General features: G+C 58.4%; 24 protein-coding genes and 1 pseudogene. 14 read left to right on the forward strand and 11 right to left on the reverse strand.

Features of this window, described 5'->3' with window-relative positions; translation table 11 throughout:
* The first annotated feature begins 42 nt into the window (after positions 1–42).
* A complete protein-coding gene (locus AABM55_RS24555; RefSeq protein ID WP_347927988.1) occupies positions 43–1,113 on the forward strand; it encodes a calcium/sodium antiporter in 1,071 nt (356 codons plus the stop codon).
* A complete protein-coding gene (locus AABM55_RS24560; RefSeq protein ID WP_054594010.1) occupies positions 1,110–1,502 on the forward strand; it encodes a carboxymuconolactone decarboxylase family protein in 393 nt (130 codons plus the stop codon). Before AABM55_RS24555 ends, AABM55_RS24560 begins: the two co-directional genes overlap by 4 nt.
* Positions 1,503–1,692: 190 nt before the next feature.
* Here AABM55_RS24560 and AABM55_RS24565 read toward each other — a convergent pair whose 3' ends face one another.
* From AABM55_RS24565 to kdgD, 5 genes are all read right to left on the reverse strand, one after another.
* Positions 1,693–2,634, reverse strand: a complete 942-nt coding sequence (locus AABM55_RS24565; protein ID WP_103315772.1) for an AEC family transporter — start codon at positions 2,632–2,634, stop codon at positions 1,693–1,695.
* A gap of 177 nt (positions 2,635–2,811) precedes the next feature.
* Positions 2,812–4,365, reverse strand: a complete 1,554-nt coding sequence (gene garD, locus AABM55_RS24570; protein ID WP_347927989.1) for a galactarate dehydratase — start codon at positions 4,363–4,365, stop codon at positions 2,812–2,814.
* An 11-nt stretch (positions 4,366–4,376) separates the two neighbouring features.
* Positions 4,377–5,738, reverse strand: a complete 1,362-nt coding sequence (locus AABM55_RS24575) for an MFS transporter (protein ID WP_347927990.1) — start codon at positions 5,736–5,738, stop codon at positions 4,377–4,379.
* Between the two features lie 103 nt (positions 5,739–5,841).
* Positions 5,842–7,287 (reverse strand): aldehyde dehydrogenase family protein, encoded by a 1,446-nt coding sequence (locus AABM55_RS24580; RefSeq protein WP_347927991.1) that lies wholly within the window; start codon positions 7,285–7,287, stop codon positions 5,842–5,844.
* A gap of 59 nt (positions 7,288–7,346) precedes the next feature.
* Positions 7,347–8,258 (reverse strand): 5-dehydro-4-deoxyglucarate dehydratase, encoded by a 912-nt coding sequence (kdgD, locus tag AABM55_RS24585; protein ID WP_347927992.1) that lies wholly within the window; start codon positions 8,256–8,258, stop codon positions 7,347–7,349.
* 236 nt (positions 8,259–8,494) lie between these two features.
* Here kdgD and AABM55_RS24590 point away from each other — a divergent pair, with 236 nt between their 5' ends.
* The 3 genes from AABM55_RS24590 to AABM55_RS24600 all read left to right on the forward strand — a co-directional run bounded on the left by AABM55_RS24590 (position 8,495) and on the right by AABM55_RS24600 (position 11,016).
* Positions 8,495–10,114, forward strand: a complete 1,620-nt coding sequence (locus AABM55_RS24590) for a phospholipase (RefSeq protein WP_347927993.1) — start codon at positions 8,495–8,497, stop codon at positions 10,112–10,114.
* A 14-nt stretch (positions 10,115–10,128) separates the two neighbouring features.
* The gene (locus AABM55_RS24595) at positions 10,129–10,320 is read left to right on the forward strand and encodes a hypothetical protein (RefSeq protein ID WP_054594017.1); all 192 of its coding nucleotides are present in this window, start codon (positions 10,129–10,131) and stop codon (positions 10,318–10,320) included.
* Positions 10,321–10,665: 345 nt separating this feature from the next.
* Entirely contained in the window at positions 10,666–11,016 is a 351-nt protein-coding gene (locus AABM55_RS24600; RefSeq protein WP_347927994.1) for a hypothetical protein, read from the forward strand.
* Positions 11,017–11,027: 11 nt separating this feature from the next.
* On the opposite strand, the gene AABM55_RS24605 is transcribed toward AABM55_RS24600, so the two are convergent.
* The 4 genes from AABM55_RS24605 to AABM55_RS24620 form a co-directional block, all read right to left on the reverse strand.
* Positions 11,028–11,774 carry a FadR/GntR family transcriptional regulator gene (locus AABM55_RS24605; protein ID WP_054598177.1) on the reverse strand — a complete coding sequence of 249 codons (747 nt, stop codon included), beginning with the start codon at positions 11,772–11,774 and terminating at the stop codon, positions 11,028–11,030.
* 174 nt (positions 11,775–11,948) lie between these two features.
* Positions 11,949–13,676: an ABC transporter ATP-binding protein/permease gene (locus AABM55_RS24610; RefSeq protein ID WP_347927995.1), complete on the reverse strand. Its 1,728-nt coding sequence runs from the start codon at positions 13,674–13,676 to the stop codon at positions 11,949–11,951.
* Positions 13,677–13,772: 96 nt separating this feature from the next.
* Positions 13,773–14,333, reverse strand: coding sequence for a response regulator transcription factor (locus AABM55_RS24615; RefSeq protein ID WP_054594020.1), 561 nt, complete (start codon positions 14,331–14,333; stop codon positions 13,773–13,775).
* Positions 14,326–15,588 (reverse strand): ATP-binding protein, encoded by a 1,263-nt coding sequence (locus tag AABM55_RS24620; protein WP_347927996.1) that lies wholly within the window; start codon positions 15,586–15,588, stop codon positions 14,326–14,328. The genes AABM55_RS24615 and AABM55_RS24620 overlap by 8 nt, the downstream gene beginning before the upstream one ends.
* A gap of 390 nt (positions 15,589–15,978) precedes the next feature.
* On the opposite strand from AABM55_RS24620, the gene AABM55_RS24625 reads away from it, so the two are divergent.
* Positions 15,979–16,695, forward strand: coding sequence for an SIMPL domain-containing protein (locus tag AABM55_RS24625; RefSeq protein ID WP_347927997.1), 717 nt, complete (start codon positions 15,979–15,981; stop codon positions 16,693–16,695).
* Between the two features lie 46 nt (positions 16,696–16,741).
* Here the strand turns inward: AABM55_RS24625 and AABM55_RS24630 are convergent, their stop codons facing one another.
* Entirely contained in the window at positions 16,742–17,128 is a 387-nt protein-coding gene (locus AABM55_RS24630) for a DUF6124 family protein (protein WP_347927998.1), read from the reverse strand.
* A 478-nt stretch (positions 17,129–17,606) separates the two neighbouring features.
* Between AABM55_RS24630 and AABM55_RS24635 the strand changes: the two genes are divergently transcribed.
* On the forward strand, positions 17,607–18,947 hold the full coding sequence (locus tag AABM55_RS24635) for a hypothetical protein (protein ID WP_347927999.1): 1,341 nt from the start codon (positions 17,607–17,609) through the stop codon (positions 18,945–18,947).
* Positions 18,944–19,321, forward strand: coding sequence for a hypothetical protein (locus AABM55_RS24640; RefSeq protein WP_347928000.1), 378 nt, complete (start codon positions 18,944–18,946; stop codon positions 19,319–19,321). The genes AABM55_RS24635 and AABM55_RS24640 overlap by 4 nt, the downstream gene beginning before the upstream one ends.
* A 154-nt stretch (positions 19,322–19,475) precedes the next feature.
* On the opposite strand, the pseudogene AABM55_RS24645 reads toward AABM55_RS24640, so the two are convergent.
* Positions 19,476–19,863, reverse strand: a pseudogene (locus tag AABM55_RS24645) (DUF6124 family protein).
* 470 nt (positions 19,864–20,333) lie between these two features.
* Between AABM55_RS24645 and AABM55_RS24650 the strand changes: the two are divergent.
* The 6 genes from AABM55_RS24650 to AABM55_RS24675 all read left to right on the forward strand — a co-directional run bounded on the left by AABM55_RS24650 (position 20,334) and on the right by AABM55_RS24675 (position 26,887).
* Entirely contained in the window at positions 20,334–21,674 is a 1,341-nt protein-coding gene (locus tag AABM55_RS24650) for a hypothetical protein (RefSeq protein ID WP_347928001.1), read from the forward strand.
* On the forward strand, positions 21,671–22,042 hold the full coding sequence (locus tag AABM55_RS24655; protein WP_347928002.1) for a hypothetical protein: 372 nt from the start codon (positions 21,671–21,673) through the stop codon (positions 22,040–22,042). Before AABM55_RS24650 ends, AABM55_RS24655 begins: the two co-directional genes overlap by 4 nt.
* Before the next feature lie 47 nt (positions 22,043–22,089).
* Complete coding sequence (locus tag AABM55_RS24660; protein ID WP_347928003.1) at positions 22,090–22,467, forward strand: hypothetical protein; 378 nt, start codon at positions 22,090–22,092, stop codon at positions 22,465–22,467.
* A complete protein-coding gene (locus tag AABM55_RS24665; RefSeq protein WP_347928004.1) occupies positions 22,464–23,258 on the forward strand; it encodes a hypothetical protein in 795 nt (264 codons plus the stop codon). The genes AABM55_RS24660 and AABM55_RS24665 overlap by 4 nt, the downstream gene beginning before the upstream one ends.
* A 143-nt stretch (positions 23,259–23,401) precedes the next feature.
* Entirely contained in the window at positions 23,402–25,003 is a 1,602-nt protein-coding gene (locus AABM55_RS24670) for an ABC transporter substrate-binding protein (RefSeq protein ID WP_347928005.1), read from the forward strand.
* Positions 25,004–25,261: 258 nt separating this feature from the next.
* Entirely contained in the window at positions 25,262–26,887 is a 1,626-nt protein-coding gene (locus AABM55_RS24675; protein WP_054594027.1) for an ABC transporter substrate-binding protein, read from the forward strand.
* Positions 26,888–26,919 lie beyond the last annotated feature (32 nt).

Below are 26,919 nucleotides of genomic sequence, written 5' to 3' on the forward strand. Positions count from 1 at the left end.
GCCCAGGCCATTTTCGGACTTGCCGATTTACCACTGCTCAGCGTGCTGCAACTGTTCAGTGGCCTGGTACTGCTGATCGCCGGCGCCGAGTTACTGGTCCGCGCCGCCGTGCGCCTGGCCGCACGCTTGAAGGTGCGACCGCTGATCATCGGCCTGAGCGTCGTAGCCCTCGGCAGCAGCGCACCGCAAATGGCAATCAGCCTGCAAGCGACGCTGATGCAAAACACCGACATCGCCGTCGGTAGCGTGATTGGCAGCAACATCTTCAACATCCTGGTCACCCTCGGACTCTCGGCGCTGATCATCCCGTTGCGGGTCTCCCGGCAATTGGTGCGCCTGGATATCCCGGTGATGATCGGCGCCAGCCTGCTGGTGTTCGCCCTCGCCTGGAATGAACGACTGACGCCGCTCGACGGCACGATTCTGTTAGCCGCGCTGGTGCTGTACCTCGGGTTGCTGCTGCATCAGTCGCGGCACTCGGTGCGCCCGCAGACCACCCCGGCGGACAGCAACAACGCATCCGGCGCGCCGTGGTTGAGCAGCCTGTTGCTGATGCTCTCGGGGCTGGCGTTGCTGGTGTTTGCCGGGCATCTGTTGCTCAGCGCAGCGGTCGAGGTGGCGACCGACCTCGGCCTGTCAGAACGCATTATCGGTTTGACCATCATTGCCGTCAGCACGTCGCTGCCGGAACTGGCCACCTCGCTGATCGCCGCCCTGCGTGGTCAGCGCGACATCGCCGTGGGCAACGTGATCGGCAGCAATCTGTTCAACCTGCTGGGCGTGCTGGGCGTCACCGCCCTGGTCGCGCCGACGCCGCTGTCGGTATCGCCCAACGCACTGGACTTCGACTTGCCGGTGCTGCTGGCGGTCAGCGTGCTGTGTTTACCTATGTTCTATTCAGGCTATCGAATCACCCGCGCCGAAGGCCTGCTGTTTCTGGCCTTGTACCTGGCGTATGGGCTGCATGTCGTGTCGTTTACCACGGGCATGCCACTGGCCGGCAAGCTTGAACACCTGATGCTGTTTTTCGTCCTGCCGGCGCTGGTGGCGTTTTTGCTGTTTACGTCACTGCGCGCCTGGCACCGCCAACACCACAAGAGGGAATCGCCATGACCGACAAACCCGGCTCCAGCCAACCGACCGGCATTGAAGTACGGCGCCAGGTCATGGGCGACGCCTTCGTCGACCGTTCCATGGGCAATGCCACCGAGCTGACCCGACCGTTTCAGGAGTTCGTCAACGAACACGCTTGGGGGGCGGTATGGAACCGCGGTGGTCTGGAATTGAAGACCCGCAGCCTGATCACCCTCGCGGCCCTGACCTCGCTCAAGTGCCCGCAAGAACTCAAAGGCCACGTGCGTGGCGCGCTGAACAACGGCTGCACGGTCGACGAGATCCGCGAAACGCTGATGCACTGCGCGGTCTACGCCGGCGTGCCAGCAGCGATGGAAGCGTTTCGGGCAGCGCAGGAAGTGATCGACAGTTACCAGAAGTCTGAGTAACAGGCTGGACGAATCCATTGTGGCGAGGGGGCTTGCCCCCGTTGGTCTGCGTAGCAGGCCCATCATGTGCAAATGGGCTCTGTCAGGAAAGTCACTGTCGCCGATTTTACGACCGCTACGCGGCCGAACGGGGCGGTGCGGCGTTCCGACAAGCCCCCTCGCCACAAGTTCCGGTTTGGCACAGAAGCGGCTAAATCCACCCGCCCCATTGCAACACAAAGATCCCGAGGTTGGTGGTGACCGCCGCCATTAACGTGGTAATGACGATGATCGCCGCCGCCAGTTCATGGTTGCCATTGGCCGCCCGGGCCATGACAAAACTGGCGGCGGCCGTCGGACTGCCGAAGTACAGGAACAAAATCCCCAACTCGGGACCACGAAAACCCCAGAGCCAGGCCCCCAGCGTGGCCAAAATCGGCAAGCCGATCATCTTCACCAGACTTGAACTCAACGCCAGGTCACCACTCTTGCGCAACGCCGCCAGCGACAGCGTGCCGCCAATGCAGATCAACGCCAGCGGCAAGGTCATCTGCGCCAGGTAGTTGCCGGACGTCTCCAGCCAGCCGGGTAAGCCGATCTTGAAATAGGCGAACGGCGCGGCGGATATCACACTGATGATCAACGGATTGCTGAGCACGCTTTTGCAGATGCTCCAGGGATCGGACTTGATCACCGGGCTGTACACCGCCAGCACGATGGTCGACAGCGTGTTGTAAAACAGGATCACCAGCGCGGCAAGAATCGCCCCGAGGGAAATTCCGTAGTCGCCGTACATGCTCGCCGCCAGCGCCAGGCCGATGACTCCGTTATTGCCGCGAAACGCGCCCTGGGTGTAGATCCCGCGATCCTCGCGCGGGCAACGCCAGATCGCCCAGCCCCAGGCAATGGCGAAACACGCCAGGGTCGCCAGGGCGAAATAGATCAGCAGCGCCGGCTTCAAGGCCGCGTGCAGGTCGGCGTGCACAATCCCGAGAAACAGCAGTGCCGGCATGGTGACGTTGAACACCAATGCCGAGGCGGTGTGGATAAAGTCGTCGTTGATCCAGTTGATGCGCTTGAGCAGAACGCCCAAAAACAACATGGCAAAGACTGGCGCGGTGATGGTCAGCGTTTCGAGAAAGATTGCCAGCATGCCGGGTGAACCTTGAGGGGCGTCGTTAGGGGGCTAATGATAAGCCACTGAAGACGCTGGCGTCTGGTAGACCGCCATCGCGGGCAAGCCTTGCTCCTACAATATTTTTGCCGGGCACAAAACGACGCTACAAAACTTGTAGGAGCAAGGCTTGCCCGCGATTGAGGTGACTCGGTCTCAGGTGATGGGCGCCGGGTTGAACAAGGTAATGTCGTTGTGCAGTTTGTGCTGCTCCGCCCAGGTCTGCTTCCTGCCACTGGCCACGTCCAGATAGAAGTGGAACAACTCCCAGCCCAATTCCTCGATGGATGCGCGCCCCGTGGCAATCCGCCCCGCATCAATGTCGATCAGATCCGGCCAACGCTGGGCCAGCTCGGTTCGGGTCGAGACCTTGACCACCGGCGCCATCGCCAGGCCATAAGGCGTGCCGCGCCCGGTGGTGAACACGTGCAGGTTCATCCCGGCCGCCAGTTGCAAAGTGCCGCAGACAAAATCACTGGCCGGGGTTGCGCAGAAAATCAGCCCTTTGCGCTTGAACCGTTCGCCCGGGCCGAGCACGCCGTTGATCGCGCTGTTGCCGGATTTGACGATCGAGCCCAGGGATTTCTCGACAATGTTCGACAACCCGCCTTTCTTGTTACCCGGCGTGGTGTTGGCACTGCGATCCGCTTCGCCCTTGGCCAGGTAACGGTCGTACCAGTCCATTTCGCGCACCAGTTCCTGGGCGACTTGCTTGGTTTCTGCCCGCGAAGTCAGCAGATAGATCGCGTCGCGCACTTCAGTGACTTCGGAAAACATCACCGTCGCCCCGGCCCTTAGCAACAAGTCCGAGGCATAACCCAGCGCCGGGTTGGCGGTGATCCCGGAAAACGCATCACTGCCACCGCACTGCATGCCGAGGATCAACTCGGACGCCGGTACGGTTTCGCGGCGACGCAGGTCGAGTTTCTTCAGACGGACTTCGGCCAACGCCATGATCTGTTCGATCATCTCGCCGAAACCGTGACTGGAGTCCTGCAAGCGATACAACCACGGCTCGCTGAGGTCCACCGAGCTGTCGTTCTCGTGCATCACCTGCCCGGCCTGCAATTTCTCGCAGCCCAGACTGATCACCAACGCTTCGCCGCCCAGGTTCGGGTTGCGCGCCAGATTGCGCACGGTGCGAATCGGGATGTAGGCGTCGGTGGCGGTAATCGCCACGCCGCAGCCGTAACTGTGGGTCAATGCGATCACGTCATCGACGTGCGGGTACTTGGGCAGCAACTCGTCCTTGATGCGCTTGACCGCATGGTCGAGCACCCCGGTGACGCATTGCACGGTAGTGGTGATCCCGAGAATGTTGCGCGTACCGACGGTGCCGTCAGCATTGCGATAACCCTCGAAGGTGAAGCCTTCCAGCGGCGCTTGTGCGGCCGGCACCTCGGTGGACAGCGGCAGGCTGTCCAGCGGCGGTGCGGTGGGCATGCGCAGTTGATCTTCCTTGACCCAACTGCCACGCGGGATCGGCTGCAAGGCGTAACCGATGGTCTGGCCGTAACGGATCACCTGGCCGCCCTCGGGGATATCCTCCAGCGTCACCTTGTGGCTCTGCGGCACGAACTCCACGGTCACCAAGCCGTCCGGGAATTCAGTGCCGGCCGGTACGCCCTGGTCATTGACCACGATCACCACGTTGTCGCGCTCGTGCAGCCGGATGTAGCGCGGCGAGTCGGAATGTTCAATCAACTGCATGACGCCGCTCCTCAGGAATGCGCTTGAGACAATTTGTTAGTCACTTGGGAGTCATTGGCGGGTGGCTCTTTGAGTACCACGCGCTTGATCGGGCCGACGATCACCAGATAGCTGAACACCGCGACCAGCGCGTTGCAGCCGACAAACACCAGCGCCCATTTGAAGGAGCCGGTGGTACTGATGATGTAGCCAATCACGATCGGTGTAGTGATCGACGCGATATTGCCGAACATGTTGAACAGCCCGCCACTCAAGCCCGCGATCTGTTTTGGCGAGGTATCGGAAACCACCGCCCAACCCAATGCGCCCACACCTTTGCCGAAGAAGGCCAGGGCCATGAAGCCCACGACGATCCATTCAATGTTCACGTAGTTGCAGGCCACAATGCTGGTCGACAGCAACAGCCCACCGATGATCGGCGCCTTGCGGGCGAAGGTCAGCGAGTGGCCCTTGCGCAGCAGATAGTCGGAAATCAGTCCGCCCAGCACCCCACCGATAAACCCGCAGATCGCCGGCAATGAGGCAATGAAACCGGCCTTGAGAATGGTCATGCCACGCTCCTGCACCAGGTACACCGGGAACCAGGTCAGGAAGAAATAGGTGATGCCATTGATGCAGTACTGGCCCAGGTACACGCCAAGCATCATGCGGTTGCTCAGCAGTTGGCGCACGTAATCCCACTTCGGCCCGTCGCTGCGCTTGCCCCGGTCCTGATCCATGTCGACCAGGCCGCCGTTGTCGGCGATGTGTTTGAACTCGGCGTCATTGATCATCGGGTGCTGGCGCGGGCTGTGGATAATTTTCAACCAGATCAGCGAGAACACGATGCCGATCCCGCCCATCACCATAAACACGTGCTGCCAGCCAAAGCTGTAGACGATCCAGCCCATCAGCGGCGCGAAGATCACCGTGGCGAAGTATTGCGCCGAGTTGAAGATCGCCGAAGCGGTCCCGCGTTCGGCGGTTGGAAACCAGGCCGCAACGATGCGTGCATTACCGGGGAAGGATGGCGCTTCGGCCAGGCCCACCAGAAAGCGCAACATGAACAGCGCGACGATGGCGGTGGAGACACCGAACTCACCGACATAGCCTTGCAGCACGGTGAACAGCGACCAGGTGAAGATGCTCAGGGCATAGACTTTTTTCGAACCGAAGCGGTCGAGCAGCCAGCCGCCGGGGATCTGACCGGCGACGTAGGCCCAACCGAATGCAGAGAATATGTAGCCGAGGGTGACGGCGTCGATGCCCAGGTCTTTTTGCAGGCTGGAGCCGGCAATGGCGATGGTGGCACGGTCGGCGTAGTTGATCGTGGTCACCAGAAACAGCATGAGCAGGATTAAATAGCGGACGTGGGTCGGCTTGGTCGCTTGCATGTAGATGTACTCCCACTAATTATTTTTTTTGCGGGTAATCGTTTTATTTTTTGCTCTCTGTGGGAGCGAGCAAGCTCGCTTCCACAGAGAGCGGTGTTGCGTGTTACGAACCGATATAGGAAGTCTTCACCACGGTGTAGAACTCCTGCGCGTAGCGACCTTGCTCCCGCGATCCATAGGATGAACCTTTTCGGCCACCAAAAGGCACGTGGTAATCCACGCCGGCAGTCGGCAGATTGACCATCACCATCCCGGCCTGGGAGTGGCGCTTGAAGTGGTTGGCATACTTCAACGAGGTGGTGGCGATACCCGCCGACAAACCGAACTCGGTGTCGTTGGCCATCGCCAGCGCCGCGTCGTAATCGGCCACCCGAACGATGTTCGCCACCGGGCCGAAGATCTCTTCGCGGCTGATACGCATCGCCGCCTCACTGTCGGCAAACAGCGTTGGCGCCAGGTAATAGCCTTCGGTGTCACAGGTCACCAGGCCACCACCGCTGACCAGTCGCGCACCTTCGGACTGGCCAATGTCGATGTACTTCAAGTCCTGTTCCAGTTGTGCTTGCGAGACCACCGGGCCGATATCGGTGCCGCTCTTCAAGGCATGCCCGACCTTGATCGACCTCATCCGCTCAGCCATGGCCTCGACGAATTTGTCGTGAATCCCGGCGGTGACGATCAAGCGGCTCGAGGCCGTGCAACGCTGGCCAGTGGAATAAAACGCGCTCTGCACCGACAGTTCGACAGCTTGCTTGAGGTCGGCATCGTCGAGAATGATCTGCGGGTTCTTGCCGCCCATTTCCAACTGCACCTTGGCCTGACGCGACACACAGTTGACCGCGATCTGCCGGCCTACGCCCACCGAGCCGGTGAAGCTGATGCCATCGACTTTCGGGCTGTTGACCATGGCGTCGCCGATCACTCGACCGCTGCCCATCACCAGGTTGAACACCCCGGCCGGGAAACCTGCCCGGGAAATGATTTCAGCCAGCGCCCAGGCGCAACCGGGCACCAGTTCTGCCGGCTTGAGCACCACGCAGTTGCCGTAGGCCAAGGCCGGGGCGATTTTCCACGCCGGGATCGCAATCGGGAAGTTCCACGGCGTGATCAAACCCACCACGCCAAGGGCTTCGCGGGTGACTTCGACGTTGACGCCAGGACGCACCGACGGCAGGTAATCGCCGGACAAGCGCAGGCACTCACCCGCAAAGAACTTGAAGATGTTGCCGGCACGAGACACCTCGCCGATGGCTTCGGGCAGGGTCTTGCCCTCCTCCCGCGCCAGCAAGGTGCCGAGTTCTTCGCGACGCGCGAGGATTTCGCTGCCGACTTTATCCAGCGCATCGCTACGGGCCTGAATGCCAGAGATCGACCAGGCCGGGAATGCAGCACGAGCGGCGTCGATGGCGGCGTTCACCTGAGCCAGGTCAGCCTTGGCGTATTCGCCAATGACATCGGACAACTCGGACGGGTTGATATTGGTCGAGTACTCGGCACCTGCGACCCATTGGCCGCCAATGAAGTTGTCGAATCGTTTTACGTCTGCCACAACAATCTCCTTACGCAAAAAGCCACTGATCGCTCAGCGGCCCTGGTTGATTCAGCGGGTTATTGCGCGCCTTGCTTGTCCATCAACGCCGCGAGCATTTCGAACTCTTCTGGCGTCAGGTCAGTCAGCGGGGTACGTACGGGACCGGCATCGTAGCCGGCGATTTTCGCGCCCGCCTTGACGATGCTCACCGCGTAACCGGCCTTGCGGTTACGGATGTCCAGGTAAGGCAGGAAGAAGTCATCGATCAGTTTGCCGACGGTAGCGTGATCGTCGCGGGCGATGGCGTGGTAGAAATCCATCGCCATTTTCGGCAGGAAGTTGAACACCGCCGAGGAATAGACCGGAACGCCCAGCGCCTTATAAGCCGCGGCATAGACTTCGGCAGTCGGCAGACCACCCAGGTAGCTGAAGCGATCACCGAGACGGCGACGGATCGACACCATCAACTCGATATCACCCAGACCATCCTTGTAGCCGATCAGGTTCGGGCAGCGTTCAGACAGGCGTTCCAGCAGCGGCGCGGTCAGGCGGCAGACGTTACGGTTGTAGACGATTACACCGATCTTGACCGATTTGCACACGGCTTCAACGTGAGCGGCAACGCCGTCCTGACTGGCTTCAGTCAAGTAGTGCGGCAGCAGCAGCAAGCCTTTGGCGCCCAGGCGCTCGGCTTCTTGAGCGTATTCAATGGCCTGACGGGTCGAACCACCGACACCGGCCAGAATCGGCACGCTGCTGGCGCAGGTGTCTACAGCCGTCTTGATCACATCGGAATATTCGCTGGCCGCCAGGGAGAAGAACTCACCGGTGCCGCCTGCGGCGAACAAGGCCGAAGCGCCGTATGGGGCCAGCCATTCGAGACGTTTGATATAGCCCGCGCGATGGAAATCGCCCTGAGCATTGAAATCGGTAACCGGGAAGGACAGCAAACCGGAGGAGAGGATGGACTTCAGTTCTTGTGGATTCATTATTCGAACACCCTGGACGCACGTTGTGATGAGAAAACCTGCTCAGCTCTCGCCGAAGTTGTAAGTCATCGTACAACTTAAAATACGACCGTCAACTGCATTTCATCGCCAGATGGAAAATCCGGGTAAGAAAAAGCACTTCCTTGACGTAGGAGATTTTGCAGCTATGCTCGACAACAACTGTATATACATACAGTTATTAGAGACGCAACCTACGACATATCAAGGAGCTAGAAATGTCAGGTCTACACACCCAATCGCAGGAAAACCTCAATCATGACGACCGGATCATTGCCGATCTGGATCAGCTGTTCAGCGAACGTGGCATTGCCATTTCCGATGACGGCGATCACCTGATACTGCTGACTCACAGTCAACACAGCCCCAAACATCACACACCGGGTCTGGCTGGAAAATCGCTGAACACCGAGCCTGCACCTCGCTTCGAAGGCGGCGAACACACCGCCATCGGCGATGCCACCCTGCTGCGCTTCGTCAAGGACGCACCGGCCATTGCGGCCTGGCAAGTGCCATTGCACCTGCCCAATGGGCTGGCACTGAGCTACGGCCAAATCGTTTCGCTAGGCGGTGATTTCTACGGCATTCCCGACCAGCCAATCTGCGATGGCGCGACCCCGGTTGATCGCATCCAGCGTTTTACTGCCGCGTTCAACTCACTGGCCGTACTGCCGGCGTCACGAGCAGAAGCCGGGTTGATTCTCGGCGTGATGCAGAAGGAAATCACTGCCGCCAATCAGGCGATCAGGGACGGCAAACAACCCCACGAGGCCTACGACGCACTCGGTGATACGTTGTCCGAAGAGTGGAACAAAATCACCGGCGGCGGCAGTTTCGTCTCAGCACTGTTCCCCTTGGGGCGCTATCTGAAACTGGCGGCGAACAACGCCGATCACTTCGGTGAATGGGCGTTGCTGGCGTACATCGCCGGGCACACCGCCGCCCTGCAACAGGCTGTTCTGGCCCACAACAGTGGCGATGAAAAGCAGTTGGAACTGGCCTACGCAATGAACGCATTTGCCGACCATTACCTGACCGACCTGTTCTCTGCCGGCCATCTGCGAATCCCGCGCAAACAACTGGCAGCAGCGGTTACGCCGAGTGACCTGGGTTCGCTGATCACCCGTTTCATGCACGACGAAGACAGCAAATACGGCCTCAACGTGAACAACACCAACGGTGATCAGTGGCATGCCTACGGCGACAAACGCTACTTCGACTCGGTCGACAGCGCCAACCGCAAACAGGTCAAACTCGCGGTCCAGCGCTCGGCCGACGAAGTCTTCGATACGTTCCTCAGCGGTTCACTGCCCGCGCCTTCCAGCTACGTTGCACTGAAGTATCTGCCTGACCTCAACGCCGTGAAAAAACCGGCGGGAAACTTCTCCGGGTTATTTGTTCTGGATGGCAACAAGGTGCTGCGTCGCAGCGACGTCAACAACCTCAACGACAGCAGCAAGATCGACAACTGGTGGGGCTGGAGCACTTACTTGCTGCTCAAGGACTACACACCGAACAAACCGGCCGGCTACCTGGAATCCCCAGCCACAGCGCCGACGATCCAGGCTGACGGCTGGCAGAGCCAAACGCCCGGCGAACCCAACTGGTTGCCAGGCAATGCCGTGCGTTACGCCTTCAGCTACACCAACGGCTTGAATGAGTCCTACATCGGCCCCTGGTCGAATTACGCGGAGTTGAGCGAACGCTTTCAGCCAACGCTGAACGTGCCGGGCAACGGCGCCTCACGCAACATTTTCCGCCAGTTTCGCGGTGGCTCACCCGAGCTGATCGGCTCGATCGACACGCACACCAGCACCTTCATTGACCGTAACGCCTGATAAGGAAATCACCGATGACTATCAACCTGACACTCGAACTGGCCTCGGGCCAATCCCTCAACGGCGCACCGCTGGAACTGCTGGCCAATGGCGTGCCGGTTGCCCGGGCGACTGTGGATGACAAGGGCCACGTGGCGTTTGATGCCAAGCCCGGAGCCGGGACACTGGCGGTGAGGGTGGATCGTTCGATCCTCAAGACTGGCTGAAGTTATAGCGAGATGGCTGCCGGCCCTTTCGCAAGCAGCGAACGTCGCCCGGCCCTTCCCATATTTGATCGTTGTCGTACACAGCATCTGAGTACGACTTCAATCCAGTGTGAGAAGGGCCGGGCGACGTTCGTTTGCTCGTGAATGCAGTCTGCCGGACGACACCCTTCTTGCAGCTGGACCTCTGAAGACCGACCACTCGTCGAACCTGTAATTTCTGACAGTAGGCGGACTTGAGCGGCTGTGACCTAAATAGCTCCAGAGTTAACAGACCGGCTCCTTCAGCGCAGCACTCAACGACGCGTTTTTCAAACAGTTTGAAACATCATTAAAGGGATTTTGATCATGACTGCACAACATAAAGTTCTGCTTGCCCCCGACCTGAAAGAAGCGGTCGACAATGTTCTTTACGTCCACAAACTAAAAGACGCAGCCCATGGCGTGGTTCCGCCGAACACCGGCATGAAGGTAGGCGCAATCGTCACGTTTAAGGTTCAGCCATCTCATGGCAATGCATGGAGTAGTGAGCGGCACGTCGTAACTGATCCAAGCAAGCCCATCACTTTCGCAATTCCGAAGCACGTGTTTGAAAAGAACCTGTTCCCCGACGCCACGGCAATACTTCATTACAGCGTCAAAGACCAGTCTGGCAATGTGGTCGTATCTTCAGTCTTGACCATCAAAGTCGAAGAATAACCCGTCCCGCCTCAGCGCTGCGCTTCTGCCTCTTCATGGGCATGGCGCAGTCGTTCGCGGCTGTTGGTCAGGTGCAGGCGCATGGCCGCTCGGGCCGCGTCCGAATCCTGGCGGGCGATGGCGTCGTAGATTTCTTCGTGCTCACGCGCCAGGCGATTCATGTAGTGCTGCTGGTCATCGTGGGCCAGCCGCGCAGAATTGAGCCGGGTACGCGGAATGATGCTGGTGCCCAGGTGGGTCATGATGTCGGTGAAGTAGCGGTTGCCGGTGGCCAGGGCAATCTGCAAATGGAACTGGAAGTCCGATGCCACCGCATCGCCGGCGTGGGCCGCGCTTTCGTTGAGGGCATCCAGTGCCGCGCGCATCAAGGCCAACTGTTCGGGACTGCGGCGTTGCGCTGCGAGGCCTGCGGATTCCACTTCCAGGCTGATGCGCAACTCCAGGATCGCCAGCACATCGCGCAAGGTCACCACGGTCGCCGGATCGATGCGAAAGCCGCTTGGGCTCGGCGTGTCGAGCACAAACGTGCCGATGCCATGACGGGTTTCAACCTGCCCCGCCGCCTGCAAACGCGATATCGCTTCACGCACCACCGTGCGGCTGACGCCATGGGCCTCCATGATCGCCGACTCGGTGGGCAACTTGTCGCCACGCTTGAGCATGCCGTCGCGAATCTGCTCGGACAGCACCGTAACCAGTTCCTGCGCGAGGCTGCGGCGCTTGCGCGGAAGACGGGGGGCGTCGATCGGGTTTTCCATGGTGAACATCAGTCTCAGGCAAACGGTGGTGAACGCATCATAGCGCAGCGCAGTTGTACGATCACTGCCGGTGAACTTCGCCCCGTAGAAGCAAGGCTTGCCCGCGATGAACGATGATGCGGTTTATCAGAGAGACCGCATCAAGACCATCGCGGGCAAGCCTTGCTCCTACACTTACGCGGTAACGGTCTGCTCCAGCAGATGCCCGCTGTCGATCCGCACATGCCGTGGATGGAAACGTTTCAGGCTGCTGCGATGGCCGACGCTGACGATGCTCAGGCCTGGCAAGTGATCGATCAGTGCCTGATACAGCGACGCTTCATCTTCTTCGTCCATCGCCGAAGTCGCTTCATCCATGTACAGCCATTGCGGCGCGTAGAGCAGCGCTCGGGCAAACGCCAGACGTTGCTGCTCACCCGGTGAGAGCATTCGCTGCCAGTGATTGGCTTCGTCGAGACGGGAAACCAGATGCGGCAAACGGCAGGTTTCCAGCACACGCGCGTAGTGCTCGTGCGTGTAGGTGTCGCCGGCCTGTGGATAACTCAGGGCGTCACGCAGGCTGCCAATCGGCAAATACGGCTTTTGCGGGAGGAACAGATAGCGCGCAGCCGGCAGTCGGATGTTGCCGTGACCCGCAGGCCAAAGATGCCCCATCGCCCGCAGCAAGGTGGATTTGCCACTGCCGGAACGACCGCTGAGCATGACGCGCTCGCCCGCCTCTACCGTCATGTCGGCATTAGTCAGCAAGTGACGACCGTCGGCCAGGTCCAGCCCCAGGTTGTGGATCTTCAGCTCCGAGCCCTGATTCTGCACGTCGATGGCCGGCTGGCGCTCTTCGTTTTCGCTCATGGCCTGACGGAAACTCAGCAAACGGTCGCAGGTGGCGCGCCACGAGGCGAGTTCCTGGTACGCACTGATGAACCAGCTGAAACTCTCCTGCACGTTGCCGAAGGCCGAACTGATTTGCATCAGTTCACCGAGTTCGATCTTGCCGGCAAAGTAGCGCGGCGCGGCGACCATGAACGGGAAGATAATCGCGATCTGGCCGTAACCGGAGGTAAAGAAGGTCAGGCGCTTGGACACTTTCATGATGTCCCAGAAGTTGTGCCAGACCCTGCCAAACCGTGTGCTCAAGCGCTGATGTTCGTTCGGTTCGCCGTTGTACAGGGCGATACTCTCGGCGTTTTCACGCACCCGGACCATGGAAAAACGCAGGTCGGCTTCGAAGCGTTGTTGTTGGTTATTCAGACCGATCAAGCGGCGACCGATCAAATGCGTCAGCCAGCTGCCAACCGCCGCATAGACCAGCACGCACCAGAACATGTAGCCGGGAATGGTAAAGCCAAACACCTCGATACTGCCCGACACACCCCACAGGATGATCGAGAACGACACCAGGTTGACGATATTGCGAATCAGGCCCAGCCCCAAAGCCAGGGTGTTGGACGTGAAGTTGTTAAGGTCTTCGGAAATCCGCTGGTCCGGGTTATCGGTGTACCCGCCCTGCTCCAGCTGGTAGTAATTCTTGTCGCCGAGCCAACGGGCGAAGTGCTTCTCGGTGAGCCAGGCCCGCCAGCGAATGGTCAGCATCTGGGTCAGGTAGAGCCGGTACACCGCACCGACAATCGCCACCGCGGCAATCGCGCTGAAATACAGGATCAGATGCCAGAATGCCGCTTCGTCCTTCTTTTGCAGGGCGTTGTAGAAGTCCTTGTACCAGGTGTTGAACCACACCGAGATCCCCACGCTGATCAGCGACAGCACGATCACCGCAACCAGCAGTGCCCAGGCCGTGCCCTTCTCTTCACTGCGCCAGTACGGCGTGATCATCTGCCAGACACGGCGAAAAAACTGCCCGCGCACACTGTCGTTGACCGCGGAATATTCAGCGTTCTGATTCATGGTTCAGACTCGATAAAGAAAAGAACAGGCACAAGCCGATCATAGATGATCGGCTCGGGTTGTCGCGAGGCCTGGCGATAACCGTTCAGCGCCGGTTCAGCGACGAACGGGACGCTTCTGCAGTTTGCGCTGCAGGGTGCGCCGGTGCATGCCCAGGGCGCGGGCAGTGGCGGAGATGTTGCCTTCATGCTCGGTCAGCACGCGCTGGATGTGCTCCCATTGCAGGCGGTCCACCGACATCGGGTTTTCCGGCACCAGGGTATCAAGGTCGGCGTGTTCTGAGAGCAAAGCGGCCAGCACGTCATCGGCGTCGGCCGGTTTGCACAGGTAGTTGCAGGCACCGCGTTTGATCGCCTCGACGGCAGTAGCAATGCTCGAGTAACCGGTGAGGATCACCACGCGCATTTCCGGGTCGAGTTCGAGCAGCTTGGGCAGCAGCACCAGGCCCGAATCGCCGTCCATTTTCAGGTCCAGCGCGGCAAAATCAGGCAGATCGGCCTGAGCGATGGTCAGGCCTTCTTCGGCAGAGCCTGCGGTGCTGACCCGAAAGCCACGGCGGCTCATGGCGCGGGCCATGACGCGGGTGAATGTTGCGTCGTCGTCTACCAGCAACAAATGCGGCAGCTCTTCGCCTTCGACTTGGATCTCGTCACTCATGTTCGTCTCCTCGGGCGACACGGGGCAGGCGCAGCTCGGTGAGCGTACCGCCTTCCTCATGACTGTAGAGTTTCACTGAGCCGCCAGCGCGTGTCACGCTGGCCTTGCTCAAAAACAGGCCCAGGCCGAAACCTTTGCCCTTGGTGGTAAAAAACGGTTTGCCGATCTGTTCGGCAATCGCCAGCGGCACACCGGCGCCATGGTCGCGAATACTGATGGTCAGCTCGACGGAATCCCAGTTCAGCGTCACTTCCAGCCCTTCGGGGCAGGCATCGGCGGCGTTGTTCAGTAAGTTCAGCAAGGCTTGGGTCAAGTCTGGCGGCGGCGCCAGACGCGGCTCATCGCCAAGTCCCAGGCGCCGCAAGCGGTAGGTTGCTTCGGGACGCATCAGGTGCCAGCGGTTAAGCGCTTCATCGAGCCAGACGCTGACGCCCTGCACCTCCACCGCCAGCCGACGATTGGCTTCGGCGGCGCGAACCAGCTGTTGCAAAGTCTCCTTGCACAGCTTCACCTGATCCTGCAGCACTCTCAAATCATCTTGCAGCAGCGGGTCGTGATGGTCCTGCTGCATTTCCTTGAGCAGCACGCTCATGGTCGCCAGCGGCGTACCCAGTTCGTGAGCGGCGCCAGCGGCCTGAGTCGCCACGGCCAGCAATTGTTGATCGCGCAGACCTTCTTCCCGACGAATCGCCCGCAGTTCTTCCTGGCGGCGCAACTCTTCGGCCATCCGCGCAGCAAAGAAGGTAATCACCGCAGCGGCCAAGGCAAAACTCAGCCACATGCCGTAGATCTGCATCTTTTCCCGGTACATCGGGAATGTTTCCAGCGGGTAAAACTGCGCCAGTAACAAGGTGTACATCGCCAGCGCGATGCCCGAGAGAATCACCGAATAACGCCACGGCAGCGTCACGGCGGCGATGGTCAGCGGCACCAGGTAATAGGAAACGAACGGGTTGGTCGAACCACCGGAGAAATACAGCAGCGCACTGTGGATAAATAGGTCGCAGGCCAGTTGCACGGCGTATTCGAGCTCGGTGACCGGCCACGAAGTGCGCAAGCGGATCGCGGTAAAGGCACACAACAGCATCGAGCAACCGAGGGTCGCCGCCAGTTGAAACCACGGCAGCGGCAACAGGTTGAACCAGTAGGCGAGCCCCACCGAACCGGCCTGAGCGGCCAGCACCAGGGTGCGGATGAACGTCAGTCGCCAGAGGTTCTGGCGAGTCGCGGAAAGCAGTTGTACGGGGGCGAGCATGAGCTCTCCTGATGAGCGCTCCAGGCGGATCGCGTCGAGTATAACCAAGCGAGGGCCCCGACAGGCAAAAGTGCGGCAAAGCGCCACAGGACATTGAAGATCCATTGTGGTGAGGGGGCTTGCCCCCGCCGGCCGGTCCGCGCTCGGGCGCAGCAGTCGTAATCCTGTGTACGCGGTTTCCCTGAAATACCCAGTCGACAGGTTTTGGGCCTGCTTCGCAGTCCAGCGGGGGCAAGCCCCCTCGCCACAAACGCTCTTCGCCAAAGGGAACGGTAGGCGGTCAGATCTGTATAGAAGTTGTAACTGGGTGAACCAGGTATTTAAAGCTACAGTCTGATGGTTTCACGCAGGCTTGGACCATAACCCCTGCGCATCATCCAAGGAGACGTCATGAACACATTGCGCCGCAGCGCCGCCCTTCTCGCCCTCAGTGTCGGCACCGTTGCCAGCCTGCCGGCATTGGCCGCCGACGAACTTCACTACAACCAGATTTCCCTGCGCGCCGAAGTCAGTCAGGAAGTGGCCCGCGACCTGATGATCGTGACCCTCTACACCGAAGAACAAAACACCGACCCGGCGAAACTCGCCGCCGACGTCAGTACCACCATGAACAAGGCGCTGGCCCAGGCCAAACAGGTCAAGGACATCACCCTGCGCCAGGGCAGCCGTCACAGCTACCCGATCTACGACACCAAGGGCCAGAAGATCACTGGCTGGCGTGAACGTGCCGAACTGCGCCTGGAAAGCTCGAACTTCGCGGCGCTGTCCAAGCTCACCGGCGAACTGCTGACCGACCTGAAAATGGGCGGCATGGACTTCGCCATCGCCACCCCGACCCGCAAGGCCAGCGAAGATGCGCTGCTCAAGGAAGCCGTCACCGCCTTCAAGGCCCGCGCCCAACTGGCCACCGATGCACTGGGCGGCAAGGGTTACAAAATCGTCAACCTGAACCTCAACAGCAACGGTTATCCACAGCCTTACCTGCGTGCGCCGATGATGATGAAAGCCGCGGGCATGGACTCGGCACCGGTGACCCCGGATGTCGAAGCCGGCACCAGCCAGGTCAACATGACCGCCGATGGCTCGATTGAAGTGTTGATGCCTTGAAGTTGAGGTGGGTCAGCCAGCCTTCCGCTGACTGACCCACTGCGCCCTACTTGACCTGGTACTCCGCTGGCTCCGACACATCGAAATCATCCAGTGCCCTGTCCACCAGCAACTGCACGCCATCCACCAGCCGACAAATCGCCAGCGCCACATGGCGCCGCGAACCTTCGATCTCGAACGCCAGGTCGGCGGCCATGACTTTCACCGACGCCAGGTCTTCCGAGGCATTGGCCAACAGGCTTTCAGTGCCCACCTCAGGGGCGACACTGAATAACCGGTCGGAACGCAAATCGCTGAAGCGCAGTTTGGCGAGCGTCGGTTTCAGGTAGTGATCCAGTGCCCGGTGGGCAGCGTCGTGGAGCTTTTTGGAATCGAGGGATTCGTACGGGGAAACGTCGTCGGGTGCGGGGGGATCGGGGATTAACTTGTCCATGCAGATGCTCCTTACTCGCAAATTGGAGCCATCTTTTGCCATTTCCACACGGCAAATAGGTGGCGGCTATACGTGGGGTGGAAAACGGGACAGTAGGACCCCGGTCAGACCGAAGTCTGCCCACGCACAGCCGCCATGACGCTTTTCTTGCCGACGAGAGAATACATCGGCAACGATTGCGGTGGTGAGGCTATACGCCTACTGAGATTCCAGGTTTCCACACCTGATCGCTGATTTTGCAGCGACAGCAAAAGGTTAGGCGCAGCCCCAAACCCAGCGCAACCGCCACAACTCGTCGGAACATTCGTCCTCATGCCCTTGGCTGACAGCGCTTTTTGTAGGAGTCGCTGGTGTTGTAAACATTAATGTCGGCATGCCAACGAATCGGATCATCCCTACACCCGTCACCGAATCGCCCGGCATCGTTTCCTGAGTCCACTCGCCACAGTCGCCTGTTTCCACAGAACGGGACACGGGCGTGACCAAACTCATCCCCAAAAGCCAACTCGCCGGCCAGCGCGGCCGGGTGCTCGACAGCAGCCAGGCGGCCTACGACCTGCGCCAGGCCCTGAGTTCTCCAGACAATCTGCAAGGCTTCGACGATTTGTTGGATGCAGTCGGCGCCCATCGCTCCAACTACATGCAGGCGGTCCATCAGAAAAAACTCATCGACGCTGTCAGCAGCGGAGACTGGGTGATGGTGGCACCACGCGTCGCCCCCGATAACGGCGGCGCCTCGTGGAATGCGTACAAGCCTAAATCCGAACCGCCACCGGCGCAGCATCTGGTCGAAGAACACGCCTTCACTCTGCCCCAACCGGTCGAATCAGGGTTTCACGTCATCCAGCGGCCGATGAGTCTCGAAACACTGGAACGCTCACTGTACGAAAACCCGCCCAACGATGCCTTGCGCAAAGTGTTCCGCTCGCTCAACCGGCATCTCGGCGAACAGGTGAAGCCCGGGCAGATGGTGATCTTCAGCGACCCTCGGCATTACATGTGTCGCCGGGAGGAGGCGCAATTGATGATCGCTGCAAATAAGGTCAACGAAGCGCTCAAGGATCTTAGCGATGAAGAAGCTTCGTTCATGGTTGAGCATCATGAGGTGATTGAGCCGTTTCTTGAGGTGTCGGCGGGGTCGTTGGGTGTGGCTTCTTTCATGATCGGGCAACATCTGGAAACGCTGAAAATCACACTGAAACACTTCGAGGAGCTGCATCAACAGCACTACCGCCAATACGGTCACCTGCACTCACCAGAGTTCTTTGCCCAACGCAAACGCCTGATGGCAAAGCTGGATGCCAGTCTGGGACCTTTGGTGCGCAAGGGCATCGGAATTCCAGATCATCCCAAGCTCAAACGTGCGCTGGGGCTGTCGTCTCGTAGAACGATTCACCATTGGAATAAGGCAGGAGCGCCGGCGCAGTTGCCGGGTTATGCCACGAACATTGAAGGAGTAGCACGGGCCGCGAGGTTCATGCAGGCAGGAGGATATGTCGGCATCGGCTTAGCGACAGGGGCCTCAGCTATGCGAATCAATGAAGTCTGTCGCACCGGAACCGACGAAGAGTGCCGGAAGGTGAAAGTCATAGAAGGAGGAAAGTTGGCCGGCAACGTTGGAGGCTCAGCCATCGCGGGTGCTTATGCCGCACCTGTCACAATGGAGTATTGTGCGGGTTTGGCGCTGAAAACTCGCGGAATTGGAGGCGTAATATGCGTCTTGGTTTTAAGTGGCGCGACAGCATCTGTTGGAGGAAATCTAGGCTCGAAAGCCCTGGAATCCGCCAGTGAAATCATTTACGAAGCTACAACGCCATGAATGAAGCGAAGTTGCTTTACGCGGCTGTTGCTGTTGTCTTGTTCACGCTGATTTTTATCAACTTGGCCGTCATGGCGTACGTGAGCCTTTTCAAACTCGACGAAATTGAGTCTCACCTCACGCACTGTTATCTCGTTCAAAGCAACCGCCGGGATATGGGCAATGGCTTATACGGCCGCAGGTACAGACTCAGGCAAATCACTGCAATACTTCGCGGGCGCGCTTCTGTGTTGCTAATAAACAACCCGCAGGCACTTGAAGACATCAGGCGCTTTCCCCCGCATCTACGACGCTGGGTCATTATTCCGTTTCGAATGGCGGCTTTTTCTTTCGGCGGTGTACTTGTTCTAGGGGTATTGAGCGAATGCCTATAGAAGCCGAATCATCGTATGGGTCCCGCACCGGTCACTCCGGATGTCGAAGCCGGCACCAGCCAGGTCAACATGACCGCCGATGGCTCGATTGAAGTGTTGATGCCTTGAAGTTGAGGTGGGTCAGCCAGCCTTCCGCTGACTGACCCACTGCGCCCTACTTGACCTGGTACTCCGCTGGCTCCGGCACATCGAAATCATCCAGCGCCCTGTCCACCAGCAACTGCACGCCATCCACCAGCCGACAAATCGCCAGCGCCACATGGCGCCGCGAACCTTCGATCTCGAACGCCAGGTCGGCGGCCATGACTTTCACCGACGCCAGGTCTTCCGAGGCATTGGCCAACAGGCTTTCAGTGCCCACCTCAGGGGCGACACTGAATAACCGGTCGGAACGCAAATCGCTGAAGCGCAGTTTGGCGAGCGTCGGTTTCAGGTAGTGATCCAGTGCCCGGTGGGCAGCATCGTGGATGCTTTTTGGAATCAAGGGATTCGTACGGGGAAACGTCGTCGGGTGCGGGGGGATCGGGGATTAACTTGTCCATGTGAATACTCCACTCATTTTGGGAGCCATCTCTTGCCGATCTCACTCGGCGAAGGGGTGGCAGCTGTGTGCGGTGTGAGATTACCGGGAGTAGAACCGGCCAGACCGAAGTCTGCCCGCACACAGTCGCCATAAAGCATTGCGAACAGCGGATAAGCTGGCGGCAATTATGGTAGTACTGGCACTCGATTCATACTCTTTGCCGGGATCTCACACCCGTTCGCTGAGTTTTCAGCGACAGCAAAAGGTTAGGCGCAGCCCCAAACCCAGCGCAACCGCCACAACTCGTCGGAACATTCGTCCTCATGCCTTCGGCTGACAGCGCTTTTTGTAGGAGTCGCTGGTGTTGTAAACGTTAATGTCGGCATGCCAACGAATCGGATCATCCCTACACTCTTCACCGAATCGCCCGGCATCATTTCCTGAGTCCACTCGCCACAGTCGCCCGTTTCCACGGAACGGGACACGGGCGTGACCAAACTCATCCCCAAAAGCCAACTCGCCGGCCAGCGCGGCCAGGTGCTCGACAGCAGCCAGGCGGCCTACGACCTGCGCCAGGCCCTGAGTTCTCCAGACAATCTGCAAGGCTTCGACGACCTGCTGAGCTCCGTCGGCGCCCATCGCTCCAACTACATGCAGGCGGTCCATCAGAAAAAACTCATCGACGCTGTCAGCAGCGGAGACTGGGTGATGGTGGCACCACGCGTCGCCCCCGATAACGGCGGCGCCTCGTGGAACGCCTTCAAGCCCAAACCCGAACCGCCACCAGCACAGCACCTGGTCGAGGACCACGCATTCACCCTGCCGCAGCCGGCCGAGTCCGGGTTTCACATCATCCAGCGGCCTATGAGTCTCGAAACACTGGAACGCTCGCTGTACGAAAACCCGCCCAGCGATGCCTTGCGCAAAGTGTTCCGCTCGCTCAACCGCCATCTCGGCGAACAGGTGAAGCCCGGGCAAATGGTGATCTTCAGCGATTCCAGGCATTACATGTGTCGCCGGGAGGAGGCGCAATTGATGATCGCTGCAGATAAGGTCAACGAAGCGCTCAAGGACCTGAGCGATGAAGAAGCTTCGTTCATGGTTGAGCATCATGAAGTGATAGAACCGTTTTTAGGTGTCGCCTCAGGAGCGCTGGGTGTAGCGTCCTTCATGGTTGGCCAGCATCTGGAAACGTTGCGAAACACCCTCACCGAGCTTGAGCGTTTACATCAGGAACAGTACCGGCAATACGGCCACCTGAAATCCCCCGGCTTTTTTGCGCAGCGTAAGCGACTCATGGCGAAACTGGATGCCAGTTTGGGACCTTTGATGCGTAAGGCTACGGGCATCCCGGATCACCCCAAACTCAAACGTGCGTTAGGACTATCCACTCGTCGAACGGTTCATCATTGGAGCAAAGCTGGCGCACCGACTCAGTTGCCAGGTTATGCCACTCATATCGAGGGTGTTGCGCGAGCCTCGAAGTACATGAAAGCGGGTGGTTATGTGGCGATTGGTTTGGGTGCTAGTGCTGCGGCGATGAAAATTCATGAAACGTGTCGTACAGGAAGAGAGGACCAGTGCAGGCAGGTTCGGTTTGTGGAAGGTGGGAAACTTGCTGGCAATATTGCGGGTGGCGCTCTCGCGAGTGCTATTGCTCCCGCTGTAGCCAAGGGGACATGTTTAGCCATTGGCGTTGGTACAGGTGGGGTCGGCGGCGTTGGCTGTATGTTGCTGGTAAGTGGGTTTCTCGCAGCAGGACTAGGGGATCTTGGCGCAGCGAGTGGCGAGCGTTTGGGTGAAGCTTTGTATGAGAGGACCGAACCATGACACTTGATCTGCTGATAGTTTTTTCCGCAGGGCCACTTTTTATATTGACAATACTCAACTATGCATTCTGCGCTTATGTAGCCACTCACAAACTTGAGGAAATGGAGAGCCACTTCGAGCATTCCATATTTGTCTCCCGCTATCACAGCAATTCCTACCGCTCAATCATCCGCCGAGTCGGCTGTTTGGGAACAGTTTGGGCGGTGCTTGTATTCAAACATCTGCGAAATCTCGACCCTGGCTCAATCGAAGGGGTTAACCACTTCCCCAAGCATTTGCGAGCTTGGGTCATTATTCCTGGCCACATCAACGCGTTTTGCACGATCTGGCTGGTGGCAATCGGGGCATGGAGCAGGTTTATACTGTAGTCACTACTCAAAACTTGTTTTGCGATGAATGATATAAGGTTTGAATTATGGAACTTAACCAAATAGTAGACCTATCTGGCCTTCTGCTTTTCGCACTGTTTTTTCTGAACAACGCATTTATGGTATATATCGCGACCTACAAGCTCAAAGAGATACAAAGTCACTATCAAAAGTCCCGCCTGGTCGCGTCTCACCGAGGTGACACCAGTACTCCGATCATCCTCAGAACCGGAAATCCAGTGTTGATATGGTCACTATTGGTGTTCAAATTTTTCCGCAAAATGGACCCAGACTCAATCGAGGAAGTAAAGCGCTTCCCAAGAAGCCTGCGGCCCTGGGTCATTATTCCTGGTCACATCAATGCGTGTTGCATCGCCTGGGGAGTTGGAGTTTTAGTTTGGATCAACATTAAGGGCTACTTGTGATAGCTCTGCCCATTGATCACATTCAACTCACTTTATGGACAATTGTTTTTCTTCTGATTTTTCTCAGCCAGGCAATCATATTGTTTGCCGCCTGCTTCAAGCTCGATCACATTGAAAAACACTTCATCGCATCTCATCTCGTGAGCATCAATCGAAACAGTGTAGGCAACGGTCTGTTTGGACGGATGAACAGACTAAGACTGATAGGCGCGTTAACAGGCAGTTTCTATCAGCATCAGATGTTGGACCCCTATGCATTTATGGAAGCTGAAATCCTGCCAAGGCGTCTAAGAAAATGGGCAGAGATTCCAAAAAACCTGATACGCATTGCGATGACCAGCGCTGGACTCCTCTTGCTCTGGGACGGCTTGCTGTATATGCGCACAACAATTGCCAGCCCAATGGGCGAGCTGAAATTGCTCTACACAGCCATATTGAGTGCCTTTCTTGCCTTGACGCTGATGATTTTATTGCTGCGGGTATACATCAGCTTTTTCAAACTGGAAGAACTTGAATCACACCTCAGCAACTCCTACTTCGTAGGCCGCAATCTCCGAGTAATGGGTAATGGGGTGTACGGCCGTAGCTACCGCCTGAGCCACCTCTCGATAATGCTGCACGCGAAAGATTCATTTCTGCAGAGAAGCGACCCGCACTCTATCGATGACATCAAGCGCTTTCCCCCGCACCTACGACGTTGGGTCGTTATTTCACATCGAATGGTTGCCTATTCATTCTTCGGCTTTTTTGCCCTATGGGGATGGGGGAAGTACTCCGGACTGCTGGGCTGAGCCGCGGACCACACACGTCTAAGGCCAACAACCCGCCGTGTATGCCATAACAGAGGGGTCCCCCTAACAAACTGATATTTCCGCGCTCCCCGTCAACAACGCTACTCTCCAGAAAAAGCCGCCGCCAAACCCTCGGGGACTCCATGGATAGAACCACCGTCAAACCGCTTCTGCTTGCCCTCACCCTCGCCACCATCGCCCCATTCGCCCAGGCCGCGACGACCCTGGTCTACTGCTCCGAAGCCAGTCCTGCCGGGTTCGACCCGAGCCAGTACACCAGCGGCACGGATTTCGATGCCTCGGCGGAAACAGTCTTCAACCGCCTGACGCAGTTCAAACGTGGTGGCACCGAAGTCGAGCCAGGGTTGGCAACGAGTTGGGACGTCTCCAAAGACGGCCTGACCTACACTTTCCACCTGCGTGACGGGGTGAAGTTTCATACCACCGACTACTTCACGCCGAGCCGCGATTTCAACGCGGACGATGTGCTGTTCACCTTCCAGCGCTTGCTCGACCCCGCCAACCCATTTCGCAAGGCCTACCCCGCCGAGTCGCCGTACTTCACCGACATGGGCCTGAACACCACGATCAAGAGTGTTGACAAGGTCGACGAACACACCGTGCGCTTCAGCCTGAACAACATCGACGCCGCGTTTGTGCAGAACCTGGCGATGAGCTTCGCCTCGATCCAGTCCGCCGAGTACGCCGACAAGTTGCTCAAAGAAGGCAAAGCCGCTGACCTAAATCAGAAGCCGGTCGGTACCGGACCCTTTGTGTTCAAGCGTTATCAGAAGGACTCGCAGATCCGCTACAGCGCCAACCGCGCCTACTGGAAACCCGAGGACGTAAAACTCGACAACCTGATTTTCTCGATCACCCCGGACGCCGCCGTGCGCCTGCAAAAGCTCAAGACCGGCGAGTGCCAGGTCAGCGGTTATCCGCGACCGGCCGACATCGAAGTGATGGAGCAGGACCCGAACCTGCGGGTGCTCAAGCAAGCCGGATTCAACCTTGGCTTCCTGGCCTACAACGTATCCCACCCACCACTGGACCAGCTCAAGGTTCGCCAGGCGCTGGACATGGCCATCGACAAGCCGGCGATCATCAAGGCCGTCTATCAAAGCGCCGGACAACTGGCGCAGAACGCCCTGCCGCCAGCGCAATGGTCGTATGACCCGACCATCAAGGACGCGCCCTACGACCCGACCAAGGCAAAGGCGCTACTAAAAGAAGCAGGGGTTGCACCCGGTACCACTATCAATTTATGGGCAATGACCGTGCAGCGGGCGTCCAACCCGAACGCGCGAATGTCGGCACAGATGATTCAGCAGGACTGGGCCAAGGTCGGCATCACGGCCAACATTGTCAGCTATGAATGGGGCGAGTACATCAAGCGCGCCAAGAACGGCGAGCACGACGCGATGATCTACGGCTGGACCGGCGACAACGGTGACCCGGACAACTGGCTCGGCGTGCTCTACAGCTGCGCCGCCGTAAAAGGTAGCAACTACGCCAAGTGGTGCGACCCGGCGTACGACAAGCTGGTTCAGCAGGCCAAGGTCTCCACTGACCGTGACGAGCGGGTCAAGCTCTATCAACAGGCACAAAAAATCCTTAAGCAACAAGTGCCTATCACACCGATCGCCAACTCGACGGTTTTTCAACCTCTGCGCAAGGAAGTTTCCGACTTCAAGATCAGCCCGTTCGGCCTCACACCCTTTTATGGCGTGGGTATAAATAAGTAACACCACGCTCCGGCCGGGTGCGCCAGGCGCCCTGGCCGCACCTCAATGGTGCGTCGTTTGCACCGAGAAATACGACCGCAAACGGTCAAATGCGTCAACTTTTATACATATGCGACATTTAGGTACGTTCGTGCCACTGTTTAAGGCTTGTAGCTCCCCGGCATCTTGCATTGGGTATGGGCCCTGCATAAGTATCGGCAGGTCGACTCACGAGGTCGTCCTCTAATTCCAAAAATGACAACAAATCATGAGGCCACCATGCTTAAACACGCGGTCATTCCGTTTTTAGTCGGCGCAAGCTTATTAGCTAGCGCACCTTTCGCCCAAGCGGCGACTAACCTGGTGTTTTGCTCCGAAGGGAGCCCGGCCGGTTTTGATCCTGGTCAGTACACCACCGGAACCGACTTCGACGCCTCAGCAGAAACCATGTTCAACCGTTTGAGCCAGTTCGAACGTGGCGGCACCGCCGTTGTTCCTGGCCTGGCCACCAGCTGGGACATTTCCCCCGATGGCCTGACTTACACCTTCCATCTGCGCGATGGGGTGAAGTTCCACACCACGCCGTATTTCACGCCGACCCGTAACTTCAACGCCGACGACGTGCTGTTCACCTTCAATCGCATGATTAACAAGGATGACCCGTTCCGTAAGGCGTACCCGACCGAATTCCCGTACTTCACCGACATGGGGATGGACACCAACATCACCAAGATCGATAAAGTCGACGATCACACCGTCAAGTTCACCCTCAAGGAAGTTGATGCCGCGTTCATCCAGAACATGGCCATGAGCTTCGCTTCGATCCAGTCCGCCGAGTACGCTGCCCAGCTGCTCAAGGAAGGCAAAGCCGCCGACATCAACCAGAAGCCGGTCGGCACTGGTCCGTTCGTGTTCAAGAGCTACCAGAAAGACTCCAACATCCGCTACACCGGGAACAAGGACTACTGGAAGCCTGACGACGTCAAGATCGACAACCTGATCTTCGCCATCACCACCGACCCGTCGGTACGTATTCAGAAGCTGAAAAAGAACGAGTGCCAGATCACCCTGTTCCCACGCCCGGCTGACCTGAAGGCGCTGAAAGAAGACAAAACCCTGAAGGTGCCTGACCAGGCTGGTTTCAACCTGGGTTACATCGCCTACAACGTGATGGACAAGATCAAGGGCAGCGATCAGCCGAACCCGATGGCTCAACTGAAAGTGCGTCAGGCACTGGACATGGCCGTCAACAAGCAGCAGATCATCGACTCGGTTTACCAGGGTGCGGGTCAACTGGCGGTCAACGCCATGCCGCCAACCCAGTGGTCCTACGACACCACCATCAAGGATGCGCCATACAACCCTGAGAAAGCCAAACAGCTGCTCAAGGAAGCCGGCATCAAGGAAGGCACCGAGATCAACCTGTGGGCGATGCCGGTGCAGCGTCCTTACAACCCGAACGCCAAGCTGATGGCTGAAATGCTGCAGTCCGACTGGGCCAAGATCGGTATCAAGGCCAAGATCGTGACCTATGAGTGGGGCGAGTACATCAAGCGCTCCAAAGGCGGCGAAAACGGCGCGATGCTGATTGGCTGGAGCGGCGACAACGGTGACCCGGACAACTGGCTGAACGTGCTGTTCGGCTGCGATTCACTGCAGGGCAACAACTTCTCAAAATGGTGTGACAAGAAGTTTGACGGCATCGTGAAAGAAGCCAAGCGCACCACCGATCAGGCCAAGCGCACCGAACTGTACAAACAGGCGCAACACGTCCTCAAAGACGCCGTTCCAATGACACCTATCGCTCACTCGACGGTGTTCCAACCCATGCGCGACAACGTGCAGGACTTCAAGATCAGCCCGTTTGGCTTGAACTCCTTCTACGGAGTCAGCGTCAGCAAATAAGGTTTTGCAACGGTGACGTCCCTGACGTCGCC

Origin of the sequence: Pseudomonas helvetica (genome assembly GCF_039908645.1) — a bacterium.
Lineage (GTDB): Bacteria > Pseudomonadota > Gammaproteobacteria > Pseudomonadales > Pseudomonadaceae > Aquipseudomonas > Aquipseudomonas helvetica.